Origin of the sequence: Streptomyces sp. CAI-85 (assembly GCF_013363615.1) — a bacterium.
Taxonomy (GTDB): domain Bacteria; phylum Actinomycetota; class Actinomycetes; order Streptomycetales; family Streptomycetaceae; genus Streptomyces; species Streptomyces antibioticus_B.
Genome location: NZ_JAANNX010000015.1, coordinates 67,182 through 83,451 on the forward strand (window position 1 = coordinate 67,182; position 16,270 = coordinate 83,451).

General features: G+C 73.5%; 12 protein-coding genes and 1 pseudogene. 4 read left to right on the forward strand and 9 right to left on the reverse strand.

Annotation, left to right across the window (positions count from 1 at the left end; translation table 11 throughout):
- Positions 1-27: 27 nt before the first annotated feature.
- Complete coding sequence (locus G6W55_RS19080; RefSeq protein WP_175522116.1) at positions 28-1,179, reverse strand: acyl-CoA dehydrogenase family protein; 1,152 nt, start codon at positions 1,177-1,179, stop codon at positions 28-30.
- Between the two features lie 99 nt (positions 1,180-1,278).
- On the opposite strand from G6W55_RS19080, the gene G6W55_RS19085 reads away from it, so the two are divergent.
- From G6W55_RS19085 to G6W55_RS19095, 3 genes are all read left to right on the forward strand, one after another.
- Positions 1,279-1,920, forward strand: coding sequence for a TetR/AcrR family transcriptional regulator (locus tag G6W55_RS19085; protein WP_085208219.1), 642 nt, complete (start codon positions 1,279-1,281; stop codon positions 1,918-1,920).
- A gap of 61 nt (positions 1,921-1,981) precedes the next feature.
- A complete protein-coding gene (locus tag G6W55_RS19090; protein ID WP_175522059.1) occupies positions 1,982-2,692 on the forward strand; it encodes a helix-turn-helix transcriptional regulator in 711 nt (236 codons plus the stop codon).
- A gap of 63 nt (positions 2,693-2,755) precedes the next feature.
- On the forward strand, positions 2,756-3,688 hold the full coding sequence (locus G6W55_RS19095; RefSeq protein ID WP_175522060.1) for a DMT family transporter: 933 nt from the start codon (positions 2,756-2,758) through the stop codon (positions 3,686-3,688).
- Positions 3,689-4,174: 486 nt separating this feature from the next.
- Here G6W55_RS19095 and G6W55_RS19100 read toward each other — a convergent pair whose 3' ends face one another.
- The 8 genes and pseudogenes from G6W55_RS19100 to G6W55_RS19135 form a co-directional block, all read right to left on the reverse strand.
- On the reverse strand, positions 4,175-5,254 hold the full coding sequence (locus tag G6W55_RS19100) for a Zn-dependent alcohol dehydrogenase (protein WP_175522061.1): 1,080 nt from the start codon (positions 5,252-5,254) through the stop codon (positions 4,175-4,177).
- Positions 5,255-5,265: 11 nt separating this feature from the next.
- Positions 5,266-6,654: an aldehyde dehydrogenase family protein gene (locus tag G6W55_RS19105; RefSeq protein WP_175522062.1), complete on the reverse strand. Its 1,389-nt coding sequence runs from the start codon at positions 6,652-6,654 to the stop codon at positions 5,266-5,268.
- 121 nt (positions 6,655-6,775) lie between these two features.
- Positions 6,776-8,128: an ABC transporter ATP-binding protein gene (locus G6W55_RS19110; RefSeq protein WP_175522063.1), complete on the reverse strand. Its 1,353-nt coding sequence runs from the start codon at positions 8,126-8,128 to the stop codon at positions 6,776-6,778.
- Positions 8,129-8,362: 234 nt separating this feature from the next.
- Positions 8,363-9,589 (reverse strand): MFS transporter, encoded by a 1,227-nt coding sequence (locus G6W55_RS19115; protein WP_175522064.1) that lies wholly within the window; start codon positions 9,587-9,589, stop codon positions 8,363-8,365.
- Between the two features lie 56 nt (positions 9,590-9,645).
- Positions 9,646-11,041, reverse strand: a pseudogene (locus G6W55_RS19120) (CitMHS family transporter).
- A gap of 153 nt (positions 11,042-11,194) precedes the next feature.
- The gene (locus G6W55_RS19125) at positions 11,195-13,426 is read right to left on the reverse strand and encodes a molybdopterin oxidoreductase family protein (RefSeq protein ID WP_175522065.1); all 2,232 of its coding nucleotides are present in this window, start codon (positions 13,424-13,426) and stop codon (positions 11,195-11,197) included.
- Positions 13,427-13,521: 95 nt separating this feature from the next.
- Complete coding sequence (locus G6W55_RS19130) at positions 13,522-14,139, reverse strand: TetR/AcrR family transcriptional regulator (protein ID WP_078632982.1); 618 nt, start codon at positions 14,137-14,139, stop codon at positions 13,522-13,524.
- Between the two features lie 98 nt (positions 14,140-14,237).
- Positions 14,238-14,774 carry a hypothetical protein gene (locus G6W55_RS19135; RefSeq protein ID WP_175522066.1) on the reverse strand — a complete coding sequence of 179 codons (537 nt, stop codon included), beginning with the start codon at positions 14,772-14,774 and terminating at the stop codon, positions 14,238-14,240.
- Between the two features lie 163 nt (positions 14,775-14,937).
- Here G6W55_RS19135 and hmgA point away from each other — a divergent pair, with 163 nt between their 5' ends.
- Positions 14,938-16,266 carry a homogentisate 1,2-dioxygenase gene (gene hmgA, locus G6W55_RS19140; protein ID WP_175522067.1) on the forward strand — a complete coding sequence of 443 codons (1,329 nt, stop codon included), beginning with the start codon at positions 14,938-14,940 and terminating at the stop codon, positions 16,264-16,266.
- Positions 16,267-16,270 lie beyond the last annotated feature (4 nt).

Sequence of the window (16,270 nt, forward strand, 5' to 3'; positions counted from 1 at the left end):
TATCCGCGCGGATACTCATGTGGGTACTCAGAACGCCGAGACCCCGGTCAGCGCCCGTCCGATCACGAGCTTCTGGATCTGGCTCGTGCCCTCGTAGAGGGTCATCACCCGGGCGTCGCGCAGCAGTTTGCCCGCCGGGTACTCGTCGATGTAGCCGTAGCCGCCGAAGACCTGGAGGGCGTTGTTCGCGGCGCGGACGGCGGCCTCCGAGGCGAACAGTTTGGCCTTGGAGGACTCGGTGGCGAAGGGCAGGCCGCGGTCGACCAGGTCGGCGACGCGCCAGGTCAGCAGGCGGGCCGCGTCCACGTCCACGGCGATGTCGCTGATCAGCTCCTGGACGAGCTGGTGGTGGGCGATGGTCCTGCCGAACTGCTCGCGCTCCCCCGCGTAGCGCACCGCCGCGTCGAGCGCGGCCTGGGCGATGCCGACACAGCCCGCCGCGACCGACATCCGGCCCTTGGCCAGCGCCGACATGGCGACCGAGAAGCCCCTGCCCTCCTCGCCGAGCAGGGCGGAGGCGGGGATCCGGACGTCCTGGAGGACCAGTTCGGCGGTCGCCTGGCCGCGCAGTCCGAGCTTGCCGTGCACGGTCCTGCGGCTGAGGCCGGGGGTGTCGGCGGGGACGAGGAAGGCGGAGACGCCCCGGTGGCCGGGGGCGTCCGTGGAGCGGGCGAAGAGCAGGACGACGTCCGCCCAGGTGCCGTTGGTGATGAACATCTTGGTGCCGTTGACGACGTACTCGTCGCCGTCGCGGACCGCGCGCGTGGCGAGGTTGCCGGCGTCCGAGCCGGTGCCGGGCTCGGTGAGGCCGAAGCAGCCGACGGACGCGCCGGAGGTCAGGCCCGGCAGCCAGCGCCGCTTCTGCTCCTCGCTGCCCCAGGCGGCGACGGTCTTGGCGACCAGGCCCAGCGACACCGAGACGATCCCGCGCACCGAGGAGTCGCCGCGGCCCAGCTCCTCGGTGACCAGGCAGTACGTGAGATGGTCGCCGCCGCTGCCGCCGTACTCCTCGTCGATCGTCAGGCCCAGGAAGCCGACCTCGCCGAGCTTCTTCACGATGCCCCGGTCGACCTCCTCGGCGCGGTCCCAGGCGACGACGTGCGGGGCGATCTCGCGGTCCACGAAGTCCCGGGCGAGCCGTCGGACGGCCTCCTGCTCCTCGCTGAGCCCCAGGTTCACCACGCGATCACCTCGCCCTTTCGGCACCTCCCGGCCCTTGAAAGCCGGACATTTAAATTAGCACTGCTAGTTTCGAAGCGCAGCCCTACTATGTGCGCCATGGCCCGACCGCGCAAGCCCCTTCTCAGCACCGACCGGATCGTCGAGACCGCCCGGGCGCTGGTGGACGCGGAGGGCCTCGCGGCCGTCTCCACGCGCCGGCTCGCCGCCGAACTGGGGGTCAGCGGGCCCTCCCTCTACAACCACTTCCGCACCAAGGACGAGATCCTGGAGGCCGTCGCCGACTCGGTGAGCGCCCAGGTCGACCTGTCGATGTTCGACGACGTCCGGGACTGGCGGGCCGCCCTGCACGACTGGGCCGTCTCCTACCGCGACGCCCTGCGCGACCATCCGAACATCGTCCCGGTCCTCGCCCGCGGCCCCGGCCGCCGCCCGGCCGGACTCCGGCTCGCCGACGCGGTGTACGGCGGGATGGTCGCCGCGGGCTGGCCGCCCGCGCAGGCCACCTCGGTCGGCGCGCTGATGCGGTACTTCGTGATGGGCTCCGCGCTCGGCTCGTTCGCCGGCGGTTTCGTGGCCGACGAGAGCGCCTACGACCCCGCCGACTACCCCCATCTCGGCCAGGCGCACCGGCTCGCCGAACAGCAGGAGAAGATCGACGAGCGGGCCTTCGAGACCGGGCTGACGGCCCTGCTGGAGGGGCTGGCGCTCCAGTACGAGCGGCTGCGGGAGAACGCGTAGGCGACCCGGGGCCGGGACACTTCGGCGGGCGCCGAAACGTTCCGGGCGCATGCTGGGGGCCATGACCACCAGGGACGTACGGGCGCCGGGGCTGGCCGCGCTGGCCGGGCTGCTGGCCGACGAGACGCGGGCCGCCTGTCTGCTGGCGCTGCTCGACGGACGGGCGTGGACGGCGGGCGAGCTGGCCCGGCACGCCGGGGTCGCCCCGTCGACGCTGAGCGAGCACCTGGGCAAGCTGGTCGCGGGCGGACTGCTCGCCGAGGAACGGCAGGGGCGGCACCGGTACGTACGGCTCGCCGGGCCGCGGACCGCCCAGCTCGTCGAGGACCTGGTGGCCCAGGCCGGCCCGGACAGCGGCCCGGCGCCGCGCACCCTGCGGGCCGCGACCGCCGGCTCGGCCATGGCCCGCGGCCGCACCTGCTACGACCATCTCGCCGGGCGCCTCGGCATCGCGGTCACCGACGCGCTCACCGCGCGCGGGCTGCTGCGCCAGGACACCGGGTTCGCGCTGACCGACCCGGGGCTGCGGTGGTTCGCGAGCACCGGCATCCCGCTCGACCGCACCTCCCGCCGCCCCCTGGCCCGCGCCTGCCTCGACTGGACCGAACGCCGCCCCCATCTCGCCGGGGTCGCGGGCGCGGCCCTGTGCCGGCACGCGCTGGACACCGGGTGGTGCGTACGGATCGGCAGCGAACGGGCGGTGAAGGTGACGGCCGCGGGCTCGCGCGCGCTGGACGAGCTGCTCGGGATCGACGCCGCCGCCCTGCGCTGAGCCGCGCCGCACCGTCCGAAATCCGCCAGCCCCTGAACCCTCACCCCTCCTAGCCTCGGGATCATGATGAACACCGCCACCTCTCGCACCGGGCTGCTCGCCGCCGGGGCCGCCGTCGTCACCGTCGTGCTGTGGGCGTCCGCCTTCGTGTCGATCCGCAGTGCGGGTGCGGCGTACGCGCCGGGGGCGCTGGCGCTCGGCCGGCTGGCGGCGGGGTCGGTGACGCTGGGGGTGCTCTGCCTGCTGCGGCGGGAGGGGTGGCCGCCCCGCGCCGCCTGGCCGGGGATCGCGCTGTCCGGGCTGCTGTGGTTCGGGGTCTACATGGTGGTCCTCAACTGGGGCGAGCAGCAGGTGGACGCCGGGACGGCGGCCCTGGTGGTGAACATCGGCCCACTGCTGATCGCCCTGCTCGGTGTACGGCTGCTCGGTGATCCGATGCCGCCGCGGCTGCTGGCGGGGATGGCGGTGTCGTTCGCCGGGGCGGTCGCCGTCGGCCTGTCGATGTCGGGCGGGGGCGGGTCTTCGGTGCTCGGGGTCGTGCTCTGCCTGGTCGCGGCGATCGCCTACGCGGCGGGAGTCGTCGCGCAGAAGCCGGCCCTGGGCCGGGCGAGCGTGCTCCAGGTGACGACGTTCGGCTGTCTGACCGGCACGGTCCTGTGCCTGCCGTTCACCGGCCAACTGATCCGCGACGCGTCCGACGCCCCGCTCTCCGCCACGCTCAACATGATCTACCTCGGCGTCTTCCCCACCGCCCTGGCCTTCACCACCTGGGCCTACGCCCTCGCCCGCACGACGGTCAGCCGCATGGGCGCGACGACGTACGCGGTCCCCGCCCTGGTCGTCCTGCTGTCCTGGCTGACCTTGGGCGAGGTCCCCGGGGCGCTCACCCTGGTGGGCGGCGCGCTGTGCCTGGCGGGGGTGGCGGTGGGACGGTCCCGGCCGCCTCGGGACAGGGCGGCGGCGCGACGGCCCGAGGGGGCCGATGTCCGGGAGTGAGGGGGCTGCCGCGGCGGGGTGACGGGTGACCGGGCCGACCGGGGGCGCGGTCCGAGGGGGCTGACGCGGCGCGGGTGACGGGGTGCATCGGCCGAAGGGTCCGGCGCCCCGCAGCGACGGGAGCCCCTGCGGTCGCCGTGGCGGTCCCCAGCCGACGGGGCCCGCAGCCCGCGTGGGCCGCCCCCGCGCGGTAACCGGGGCGCCGCCGACCGGCGGGTCCGGCGCCCCTGGGACGACCGGGTCCGATGTGGTCGACGGGGCGTCCCCGGGCGGGCCGCCTCGATCGAGGGGGCTGACGCCCCAGGGCGACCGGAGCCGTCGCGCTCCGCGAGGCCCTTCCCGATCCCGGCGAGCCGATGCCCCGCGACGGCCCGGACCACCGCCGCCCGGCGAGTCCGGCGACCGGAGCCGCGGCGGGCGGCGGGGCCTGTCCCGGCGGGCGGGCCGTCGTCCGGGGGTCTGACGGGAGTTGGCGGCGTCGTTCGGTCAGAAGACGACCAGGGCCCTGCCTCCCTTGCCCGCCAGCATGTTGTCGAAGGCTGTCGGGATGTCGGCCAGGGTGATGTGTTCGGTCACCAGGGTGGAGAGGTTCAGGCGGCCGGCGCGGATGTGGCCGGCCAGGGCGGGGAGGTCGGTGGACGGGTCGCTGTTGCCGTAGACGCAGCCGGAGAGGGTGCGGCCCCAGTGGAAGAGTTCCAGGGCGTTGAAGGTGACCTGCTGGTCCTTGCCGCCGATGCCGACGACCGTGGTGCGGCCGCCGCGCCGGGTGGACTCCCAGGCCGTGCGGATGGTGACCGCGCGCCCCACGCACTCCACGGCCACGTCCACGCCCTGTCCGCCGGTGAGGGCGCGGATCTCGCGGGCGGTGCGGTCCGAGGCGATCACGTAGTCGGTGGCGCCGGCCGCGCGGGCCAGCTCCTCCTTCTCCGGGGAGACGTCCACCGCGACGATCGTGGCGGCGCCCGCGATCCGCGCCGCCTGGAGGGTCGCGAGGCCCACCCCGCCGACGCCGAACACGGCGACCGTCTCGCCGGGGCGCACCCGCGCGTTGTGGTGGACGGCGCCGTACCCGGTGAGGACCGCGCACCCGAGGAGGGCCGCGTCGGTGAGGGGGATGCCGTCGGGCAACGGCAGCACGCAGGAGGCGGATACGACGGTCTCCTCGGCGAACGCGGCGACGTTCAGCCCGGGATGGAGGTCACGGCCGTCCGCGGTGCGCGCGTAGACGGCCGCGGAGCCGGTGAGCGCGTCGGCGCACAGCCACACCTCGCCGAGCGAGCAGGCGTGGCAACGCCCGCAGGACGGAGCCCAGTTGAGGACGACCGGGGCGCCGGGCGCCACGGAGGTGACCCCCTCGCCGACGGCGACGACCGTGCCCGCGCCCTCGTGGCCCAGCACCGCGGGGACCGGTACCCGCATGGTGCCGTCGGACAGGGACAGGTCGGAGTGGCAGACCCCGGCGGCGGCGAGCCGCACCCGGACCTGGCCCGGACCGGGGTCCGGCAGGTCGATGTCGGTGATCTCCAGGGCGGCGCCCACGGCGGGCAGCACGGCGGCACGAACCACGGCGGACTCCTTCAGAACTGGAGAGACTTGGTCTGGAGGTACTCGGCGAGCCCGTGCGCGCCGAGTTCCCGGCCGACGCCCGACTGCTTGTAACCCCCGAAGGGGGCAAGAGGGTTGAAGCGGCCGCCGTTGATGTCGACCTGCCCGGTGTCCATCCGGCGCGCGAAGGCCACCGCCTCCGTCTCCTCCCCCGCCCAGACCGCGCCCGCCAGGCCGTAGACCGTGCCGTTGGCGATGCGCAGGGCGTCGTCCTCGTCCTCGTAGCGCAGGATCGACAGGACCGGGCCGAAGATCTCCTCCTGGGCGATCGTCATGTCCGGGGTGACGTCGGCGAAGACCGTCGGGGCGACGAACCAGCCCCGCTCGCGCGGCGATCCGGGCCCGCCGGCGACCAGCCGGGCGCCCTCGGCGACGCCCTTCTCGATGTACCCGCGCACCCGGTCGCGCTGGGCGGCGCTGACGAGCGGGCCGATGCGGTCGGCGTACTTGGCGGCGGCCGCCGCGGCCAGCGTCACGGCCTCGTCGTACCGGTCGCGGTGGACGAGCATGCGGGTCCAGGCGCTGCACGTCTGACCGGAGTTGGACATCACGTTGGCGACGCCGACGTTCACCGCGCGGGCGAGGTCGGCGCTCGGCAGGATGACATTGGCGGACTTGCCGCCGAGTTCGAGGGCCACCTTCTTGATCGCGGCACCGGCAACCGCGGCGATCCGGCGGCCGACGGCGGTGGAGCCGGTGAAGGAGACCAGGTCCACGCCGGGGTGTTCGGCGAGGGCCTGCCCCGCGACCGGGCCGAGGCCGGTGACGAGGTTGAACACCCCGGCCGGGACGCCCGCCTCGTGCACGGCCTCGGCGAAGAGCTGCGCGGTGAGGGGGGTGTCCTCGGCGGGTTTGAGGACCACGGTGCAGCCCGCGGCCAGCGCGGGGGCGACCTTGGCGACGATCTGGTGCAGCGGGTAGTTCCACGGGGTGATCGCGGCGACCACGCCGACCGGCTCGTGCAGGACGGTCGAGTTGCCGACCTTCTCCTCGAAGGGGTGGCGCGCGGCGAGGTCGGCGTAGGAGGCGGCGACCGCGATCGGCACGGCCGCGTGGACGGCCTGGGAGAAGGCGAGCGGGGAGCCCAGTTCGGCCGTGACGGTCTCGGCGATCTCGTCCTTGCTGGCCGTCAGCACGTCCCGCAGGGCGGCCAGCCGGGCCGCGCGTTCGGCGGGCGGGGTGGCGGCCCAGGCGGGGAGCGCGGCGCGGGCGGCCCGTACGGCGGCGTCGACGTCCTCGGGGCCGCCGGCCGGGACCTGGGCGATCACCCGCTCGTCGGCCGGGTCGACGACCTCGATCACGTCCCGGCTCGCGGCCGGGCGCCAGGCCCCGTCGAGGTAGATGCCGTCGTGTGCCTTCATCACGTTCCTTCCGGGCGGTCCGCGTCGTCCGGCCCAAACTAGCGCCGTTAGTTTTCCGGCACCAGGGGTCACCGGGGTGCCGCCCGCCACGGTGGCCCGTCGGGGTCTCGGCCAAGGTCCCCTACGCCTCCCACTCCTCCAGGTCCGGGAGGCGGGCCGGGGCCGGGGAGACGCGGTCGCCGTGCTGGTCGAAGACGTACAGGTGGGCGGTGTCGACGAGGAGCGGGACCTGCATGCCGTACCGCAGGACAAAGTCCGGGGTGGTGCGGACGACGAGGTCGCCGGGGATCCGGCCGTCGGGGGACGCGCCCTGCGGCTCGGGCATCGGCCGGGGCCCGCCCGGCGCCTCCGCCACGGGCGGCCCGGCCCGGCGGGCGCCCGCGCGCTCCCGCAGCCGGTCGAGGAACCCGCCCTCGCGGTGGCGCCGGGCCGGGCGGGGCGCCGGGCGGGGGGCCTCCAGTTCGGGGACGACGGCGGGGCCGGAGCCGGTGTTGAAGTGGACCAGCACCTCGTGGCCCTGGAACTCGACATGCTCGACCAGGCCGGTGATGTGGGTCTCCTCGGGGCGGGCCTCGGCGGGCGTGGCGATCCGGACCGCCTCCGAGCGCAGCCCGACGATCACCTCCCGGCCCTGCTGCACCCGCAGCAGCCGGTGGTCGAGGGAGAGCGGTTCGGGCAGCCGCAGGGCCTGTTTGCCGAGACTGATGGTCATGGCGCCGTCGAGCGGGGCGCGGATCAGACCCCGCAGGAGGTTGATGCGCGGGGTGCCGATGAAGGCGGCGACGAAGACGTTGCGGGGCAGGGCGTAGACCGCGCGCGGGGAGTCGACCTGCTGGAGGACCCCGCCACGCAGGACGGCGACCCGGTCGCCGAGCGACATCGCCTCGGCCTGGTCGTGGGTGACGTAGACGGTGGTGACGCCCAACGAGCGGGTGAGGCGGGAGATTTCGGCGCGCAGCCGGTTGCGGAGCTTGGCGTCCAGGTTGGACAGCGGCTCGTCCATCAGGAAGGCGGAGGGGTGGCGGGCGATGGCCCGGCCCATGGCCACGCGCTGGCGTTCCCCGCCGGAGAGCTGGCCGGGGTAGCGGTCCAGGAGTTCCTCGATGCCGAGCATCCGGGCGGTGGCGTCCACCCGGGGGGCCGGGTCGGCGCCGGGGTCCTCGATGCGCAGCGGGAAACCGATGTTGTCGCGGCCGGTCATGTTCGGGTAGAGGGCGAAGTTCTGGAACACCATCGCGATGTCCCGCTGGGACGGCGGCAGATCGTTGGCGTAGGCGCCGTCGAGGAGCAACTCGCCCTCGGTGATGTGCTCCAGGCCGGCGATCATCCGCAACACGGTGGACTTGCCGCAGCCGGAGGGGCCGAGCAGCACCAGGAACTCGCCGGGCGCGATGTCCAGCGACAGCCGGTCCACGGCCCGGACGCCCTTGGCGTGGACCTTGCTGACGTCGTGCAGGGAGATGGCGCGTGTCATGAGAAGTGTCCCCGGGTGCTCTCGGGCAGGTCCTGAGCGCTGGCGCGGCGCACGAAGCTTGTGAGTCACGGAAGTTAACGGACCGTAGGCGGCGGAGGGAAGAGACTCGGCCACATCGGGGACGACGGTCCGACAGATGAGAAGGCACGCCGGGACATTCGGGTCAGGAGCGGACGACTCGAAGGGGCGACGGATACGCGACACGGACGCCGAACTCGCCTTCGGGCGAGGCCGTCACGTTCTCCGTGCCGGGGTCGAACTCGCCTTCCTCCGGCCGCTGTTGGTCCCCATCGGCGCCCCCGGCGCGCGCAGTGCCACCCCCGATGACAGCAGGAGCAGCGCGCCCAGCATCACGAAGGGGGCCGCGGCGCCCGCGAGGCCGGCGGTCAGGCCCGCTGCGGCGGGGGCGGCCACCTGGCCGAGGCGGTTGCCGGTGAGGCGGAGGGCGAGGGCTGTGGAGCGGGCGCCGTCGGGGGCCGCCTGGACGACCGTCGTCATGGAGAGCGGCTGGCCGACCCCGAGGCAGAATCCGAGCACCGCGAGCATCACGGCGAGCCAGGGCACCGGCACCGGCAGGGCGATCCCGGCGCACAGCAGGGCCGCGAGGAGGCAGGTCGTGGTGAGCAGGACGGTGCGGCCGCACAGCCGCAGCAGGGGGGTCAGGACCAGTCGGCAGGCGATCGTGGCCGCCGCGCGGACGCTCAGCAGGACGCCGACGACGGACGGCGCGATGCCCCGCTCGTCGCCGACCACCGGGAGGTAGGCGGTGAGGACGTCGGTCGCGGAGAGCACGGCGAGACTGACCAGGATGCCCGCCGGGACACCGCGGGTGCGCAGGATGCGGGTGACCGGGACGCGCGCGCCGGACGCCGTACGCGGTGCGGGTGCCGTGTCCCGGTGCTCGATGCGCCACAGCGAGGTGAACGCCACCGCACAGCCCGCGCCCGCGACCAGCAGGGCGAGGGCGCTGCTGCCGGCCCGGTCGGCGTCGTCGATCAGCCGGCCGGCCGCGATCGGGCCGATCAACTGGCCGAGGGAGGCGCCGATGGTGAAGTGGCCGAAGTTCCGGTCCTGTTCGTGCGGCGCCGACTGCCGGGCCACCAGCGACTGGGAGCCGATGACGAAGCAGAGATGGCCGAGCCCCATCACCCCGCTCCACAGGGCCATCGTCCACAGGGAGCCGGCCAGGCCGCTGAGGGCGCAGCCGCCGGATATCAGCAGCACCCCGACCGGCAGCAGGGGCGCACAGCGGCCGTGGTCGGTGCGGCGGCCGAGCGGGACCGCGGCGAAGAGCGGCAGCAGGGCGTACACCCCGGCGATGACACCGATCGCGCGCTCGTCCGCGCCCAGCGCGAGGGCCCGGTAGGAGACGGCGGGCCGGGCCATCGACACCGCCCCCTGCGCGAAGCCGAAGGCGATGACGAGGCGCAGCAGCCAGCCGCGGTTCCTCCCGGGCCCCATGGGCGCAGTCCTTCCCGAACCGGTACGACGGCGGTCCAACGGCGTGACGACGACGGTCAGATGATCCCGAACAGCATGCCCGCCCCCAGGATCACCAGGCAGGTGAGGGCGGCCCACTTGACGACGAACCGGGTATGGTCGCCGAACTCGACCTTGGCCATGCCGACGAGGACGTAGACGGCCGGGACCAGCGGGCTCGACATGTGCAGCGGCTGGCCGACCAGCGAGGCGCGGGCGATCTCCAGGGACGACACCCCGTGGGCCTGGCCCGCCTCGGCGAGGACCGGCAGAACACCGAAGTAGAAGCCGTCGTTGGACATGAAGTAGGTGAGCGGGAGGCTCAACAGGCCGGTGACGAAGGCCATGTGGGGTCCCATGCCGTCGGGGATGTTGTCCACCAGCCAGCGGGCCATGTGGTCGACCATGCCGGTGCCCTGGAGGACGCCGGTGAAGACGGCGGCGGCGAAGACCATGCCGGAGACGTTGAGGACGTTCTCGGCGTGGGCGCCGATGCGGGCCTTCTGGTCGGGCATGTGGGGGAAGTTGACGGTCAGGGCCAGGGCCGCGCCGAGCAGGAACAGCACCGGGATCGGCAGCAGCTCCATGATCATGGCGGTGAGGAGCGTGACCGTGAGGAGCGCGTTGAACCAGTACAGCTTGGGCCGCAGGGTGGGCCGTTCAGGGTCCAGGCCGCCCTGGAAGTCGTCGTCCGTGTCGTCGCCGAGGGCGGTCGCCGCGCCCGAACCGCCGCCCGCGGAGCCGGACTTGTCCGCGCCGCCGCCGACCAGCACGGTCTCCGTCTCCCGCTCCTCCACGAGCGCCTCGTCCAGCGTCAGCCACACCGAGCCGCTTGCGCTCACGGCGGCCGAGGACGTAGGCGAGGACGACGACGAAGGCCAGGCCCGCGGCCAGGGCCGGGATCATCGGTACGAAGACGTCACCGGCGTCCAGCTTCAGGGCGGTGGCCGCGCGGGCCGTCGGGCCGCCCCAGGGCAGGGTGTTCATCACGCCGTTGGCCATCGCGGCCACACCGGTCATCACGACCAGGCTCATCCTCAGGCGCTTGTACAGCGGGTACATCGCCGACACGGTGATCATGAAGGTGGTGGAGCCGTCGCCGTCGAGCGAGACGATCGCGGCGAGGAGCGCGGTGCCCACGACGATCCGGAGCGGGTCGGCCTTGCAGAACCGCAGGATGGCCCGGACGATCGGGTCGAAGAGGCCGACGTCGATCATCACACCGAAGTAGACGATCGCGAACATGAGCATCGCCGCGGTGGGCGCGAGGCTGGTGACGCCGTCGATGACGTAGTCACCGAGCCGGGCGCCCTTCCCGACGACGACGCAGAACAGTGCCGGGATCAGTACGAGCGCCGCGATCGGCGACATCTTCTTCAGCATGATCAGGACCAGGAAGGTCGCGATCATGGCGAAGCCGAGGACGGTCAGCATGAGTGGACACCTAACGTTTGACGTTCGCCCTTGAACATCCACCGGACATCCGTCTGGGGGTCGGCGGTGCGATGACGTTAGGTGCGCCCGAACACGGTTAACAACCCGTTGACGCGCGAGCAATAAGCGCAAAAGTCCAGGTCACAGCTTTGCTCACGGCACGGGCGTGAGCGAGACGGGGATGCCGTTGAGGACCGCGTTGCCCGACAGGGGGTCGAGCAGGCTGCCGTCGAGGAGCTGGTTGACGTTGACGCCGGGGTCGGTGGCGGCGTGGGCGAGGCGGGTGCCGGGGCGGTCGTGGCCCCAGCCGTGCGGGAGGCTCACCACGCCGCGCCGGACGCCGTCGGTGATCTCGGCGGGGGCGGTCACCTCTCCGCCGGCGCCCTTGACCCGTACCGCGCCGCCGTCGCGCAGCCCGAGCCGTTCGGCGTCCTCGGGGTGGATGTGCAGGGTGCAGCGGTTGGTGCCGCCGGTGAGGGCGGGGACGTTGTGCAGCCAACTGTTGTTGGAGCGCAGATGGCGGCGCCCGACGAGGACCAGTCCCGCGGGCCGTTCGCGCAGTGCCTGGCGCAGCCGGGGCAGATCGTCGGCGATGGGCGCGGGCAGCAGTTCGACGCGTCCGCTGCGGGTCTTCAGGGGCTGCGGCAGCCGTGGGCGCAGCGGTCCGAGGTCGATGCCGTGCGGGTGGCCGAGCAGCCGGTCGAGGGTGAGTCCGTCCGGGCGGGCGCCGAAGCCGTCGCCGTAGGGGCCGAGGCGGAGCATCAGGTCGAGGCGGCGTTCGGGGCCGTTGTCGCCGGTGAGGAGGGCGGCCAGTTCCTCGGGGTCGCGGCCGTGGACGGGCGAGTGGGCCTCGGTGACGGCCTTGCCGAGGGTCCGGCCGACGACGAGGTCGTCGACGGCGGCGGGGTCGGCGCCGTGCATGCCGGTGACGGCCAGGACGAGCCGGGCGAGGATCTCCGTCTCGGCCATCCTGCCGTCCTCCAGCGGGACGGCGGGGCGGTTGTAGCGGACCTGGTTGCGGACGGCGAGGGTGTTGAAGGCGAAGTCGTGGTGCGGGCTCTGGGAGGGCGGGGGCGGCGGCAGGACGACGTCGGCGTGGCGGGCGGTCTCGTTGAGGTACGGGTCGACGCTGACCATGAAGTCCAGGGAGCCGAGGGCCTTGTCGAGGCGGTCGCCGTCGGGTGCGGAGAGCACGGGGTTGGCGGCGACGACCAGGAGGGCGCGGATCGGTTCGCCGTCCTCGGTGGCGGTGTCGATCTCCTCGGCGAGCGCGGAGAGCGGCAGTTCGCCCTTGGCCTCGGGGTGGCGGCCGACCCGGGAGTGCCAGCGGCCGAGCCGGAAGCCGCGGCCGGGTCCGGCGGGGCGCGGGGTGCGGTCGGTGGCGGCCTGCGGGAAGAGGGCGCCGCCGGGGCGGTCGAGGTTGCCGGTGAGGATGTTGAGGACGTCGACCAGCCAGCTTCCGAGGGTGCCGTGCGGGACCGTGCAGCTTCCGATGCGGCCGTAGACGGCGGCGGTGGGGGCGGCGGCGAGTTCACGGGCGAGGGCGCGGACGGTGGCGGCCTCGACGTCGCAGGCGGGGGCGACCGCCTCGGGGGTGAAGTCGGCCAGGGCGGCGCGGAGTTCGTCCAGTCCCTCGACGTGGCCGGTGAGCGCGCCGAGGTCGGTCAGGTCCTCCTCGAAGAGGGTGTGGGCCATCGCGGCGAGGAGCAGCGCGTCGGTGCCGGGGCGGATGCCGACGTGCCGGTCGGCGAGCCGGGCGGTGCGGGTGCGGCGCGGGTCGATGACGGTGAGGGTGCCGCCGCGCGCCTTGAGGGCCCTGAGCCGGCCGGGGAAGTCGGGGGCGGTGCACAGACTGCCGTTGGATTCCAGGGGGTTGGCGCCGATCAGGAGCAGATGGCTCGTGCGGTCGAGGTCGGGCACCGGGATGGCGTTGGCGTCGCCGAAGAGCAGTCCGCTGGAGACGTGCTTGGGCATCTGGTCGACCGTGGAGGCGGTGAACAGGCTGCGGGTGCCGATCCCGGCGACCAGCAGGGGCGGGTAGAGGGCGCCGGCCACAGTGTGCACGTTGGGGTTGCCGAGGACGATGCCGACGGCGTGCGGGCCGTACCGCTCGATCAGCGGCCGGACACCGGCGGCGACGGCGTCGAACGCCTCCGTCCAGGTGGCCTCGCGCAGCTCGCCGTCACGGCGGACGAGGGGGGTGCGCAGCCGGTCGGGGTCGCCGTCGACGGCGGCGAAGGAGGCGCCCTTGGGGCAGATGAACCCCTTGCTGAACACGTCGTCCCGGTCGCCGCGGGCGCCGGTGACGGTGGTCCCCTCGAGGGTGAGCGTCAGCCCGCAGGTGGCCTCGCACAGGGGGCAGATTCGCAGGGCGGTGCGGGGCACGGGTCCTCCCGGTGACGGCGGCGTCGCCTTTCCCGGCCGAGCATACCGACCGGTATGCATCCTGGGGAGGGTGAGGGCGACGCGACCTGTGGCGGTCAGTCCAGGACCCGCGCCAGATACGCCCGCAGCAGCTCCCGCGTCTCGTCGATCACCTTGGGGTCGCCCTGCGGATCCACCCGGAAGGCGAGCTGGACGAGGGTGTCGGCGGTCTCCACGGCGATCAGGAAGATCCGGCTCATGTCCTCGTCGGGGGTGCGGCCGAGGTAGCCGGAGAGCAGTTCGGTGAGACGGTCGGCGACCCGGTGGTTGGGTTCGGCCTGGCGGACGCCGACCGGGATCTGGTTGCCGAAGTCCACGAGGGAGAAGCCGGGCGCGGTGCGCTTCATGGCCAGGTACTCGTCGAGGACGGCGTCCATGGCGGCCCGCCAGTCACCGGGCCGGGCGCCCGCCAGCCGTGCGGTGACCCGCTCCGCGTACCGCTCCAGGTTGCGCTGGGCGAGCGCGTCCGCCATCTGCCGTTTGTTGCCGAAGAAGCGGTAGACGGACCCGATGGGCACGCCCGCGCGCTGGGCGACGGCGCGGGTGCTCAGGTCGTCGTAGCCGACCTCGTCGAGGAGGTCGGCGCAGGCGTCCAGGATCCTGGTGAGCCGTTCGGCACTGCGCCGCTGGACGGGCGCACGACGGAGCGATGTCGCTGGGGGCACGGGCTTCATGATGCCTTTCCGCCGTGGTCAGGTGAACCTCGCCCCTCAGTACGGGGAAGGATGCCCGATGCACTCATGGCCGGGCGGGCACGGCCGTTCACAGCCGCTCAGGGTTCCGAGGGCGAGGACCAGGTGGCCTCGCCGGACGGCTCCGAGGCGGTGATGTCGGCGGTGCTCTCCACCGCCTTGCCGTCGACCGCCCACACCGTGCCGTCGTCCGCGTACAGCCGGACGGTGACCTGGTGGGTGCCGTGCGGGAGGTAGCCGGCCGGGATGCGGTACGACGGGGTGCGCAGATCGGCGACGGCCCGTTCGTCGACGTAGAGCCGGGCGAGGCCGCGGCCGGTGACCGCGCGGGCCTTCACTCCGTCGGGCGAGAAGCGGAAATTGGCCAGCTTGAGGCGGACGTCCCAGCCGCCGTCGGCGTCGGGCTGGACCTCCAGGCCGACCGCGGGCGCCCCCTTGGCGTCGACCTCGCGGTAGTGGCGTCCGTCGAGGTCGGTGTCGGCGAGGACCTTGCCCACGGGTGAGGGGGACAGCAGGTCACCCCGGTCCTGGGCACCGTCGGAACCGCAGCCCGCGGCTCCGGTCAGCAGCAGGACCGAGACGGCGAGCGCGGCGACGGCTCCACGCGACCACGACATGCCGGTGACATTAGAGCAACGGTCCGACGGACGGATCCCCCTGGGGTCTGGTTCCGGTCGCCGGTGATCGTCCTTACGAAGGACGACCGGCGCACCTCTTGCGCCGGCGAAACCGCAATCCTACGGTGATGCATAGGAATCGGCCGCAAGGAAGCGAGTGACGATGAACCGCGGGGACGCACGGAAGACCGCCGAGGGGCTGACCCATCTGACCGGCTTCGGCAACGAGCACAGTTCCGAGGCCGTGCCGGGCGCCCTGCCGGAGGGCCGCAACTCTCCCCAGCGCGCGCCCCTGGGTCTCTACGCGGAGCAGCTCAGCGGTTCGGCGTTCACCGAGCCGCGCGCCCACAACCGCCGCTCGTGGCTGTACCGGATCCGTCCGTCGGCCGCCCACCCGGCGTTCACCCGCACCGGCAACGGCGGGCTGCGCACCGCGCCCTTCACCGAGACCGTGCCGGACCCGAACCGGCTGCGCTGGGACCCGCTGCCGGACCCCGCGGCGGGCACCGACTTCCTGGCCGGCCTGTGGACCCTCGGCGGCAACGGCGACGCCGCCCAGCGCACGGGCATGGCCGTGCACCTCTACCACGCCGACACCTCGATGGAGCGGGTGTTCAGCGACGCCGACGGCGAGCTGCTGATCGTCCCGGAGCGGGGCGGGCTGCTGCTGCGCACCGAGTTCGGCCTGCTGCGCGCGGAGCCGGGCCATGTGGCGCTGATCCCGCGCGGGGTGCGCTTCCGGGTCGAGCTGCTCGACGACACCGCCCGCGGGTACGTCTGCGAGAACTACGGCGCCCCCTTCCAGCTTCCCGACCTCGGCCCGATCGGCGCCAACGGCCTCGCCAACCCCCGTGACTTCCTGGCGCCGGTCGCCGCCTACGAGGACACCGAGGGGCCGGTGGAGGTCGTCAACAAGTTCTGCGGCAACCTCTGGACGGCCCGCTACGACCACTCGCCCCTCGACGTGGTCGCCTGGCACGGCAACCACGTCCCGTACGTCTACGACCTGCGCCGTTTCAATGTCATCGGCACCATCTCGTACGACCACCCGGACCCGTCGATCTTCACGGTGCTCACCTCGCCCTCGGACACCCCGGGCCTCGCCGGGGTCGACTTCGTGGTGTTCGCGCCGCGCTGGCTGGTGGGCGAGGACACCTTCCGGCCGCCGTACTTCCACCGGAACGTGATGAGCGAGTACATGGGCCTGATCGAGGGCGCCTACGACGCGAAGACGGCCGGGAAGGGCGGCTTCGTGCCGGGCGGCGGCTCGCTGCACAACATGATGTCGGCGCACGGCCCGGACCGGGAGACCTTCGACCGGGCCAGCGCGGCGGAACTGCGCCCGCAGCGGGTGGACGACGGTCTGGCGTTCATGTTCGAGACGCGCTGGCCGGTCACCCTCACCCCGCACGCGGCCGGCGCCGACCATCTCCAGCAGGGCTACGACGACGTGTGGAACGGACTGGAGCGGCACTTCCGCCCCTTGCACTGAAAGA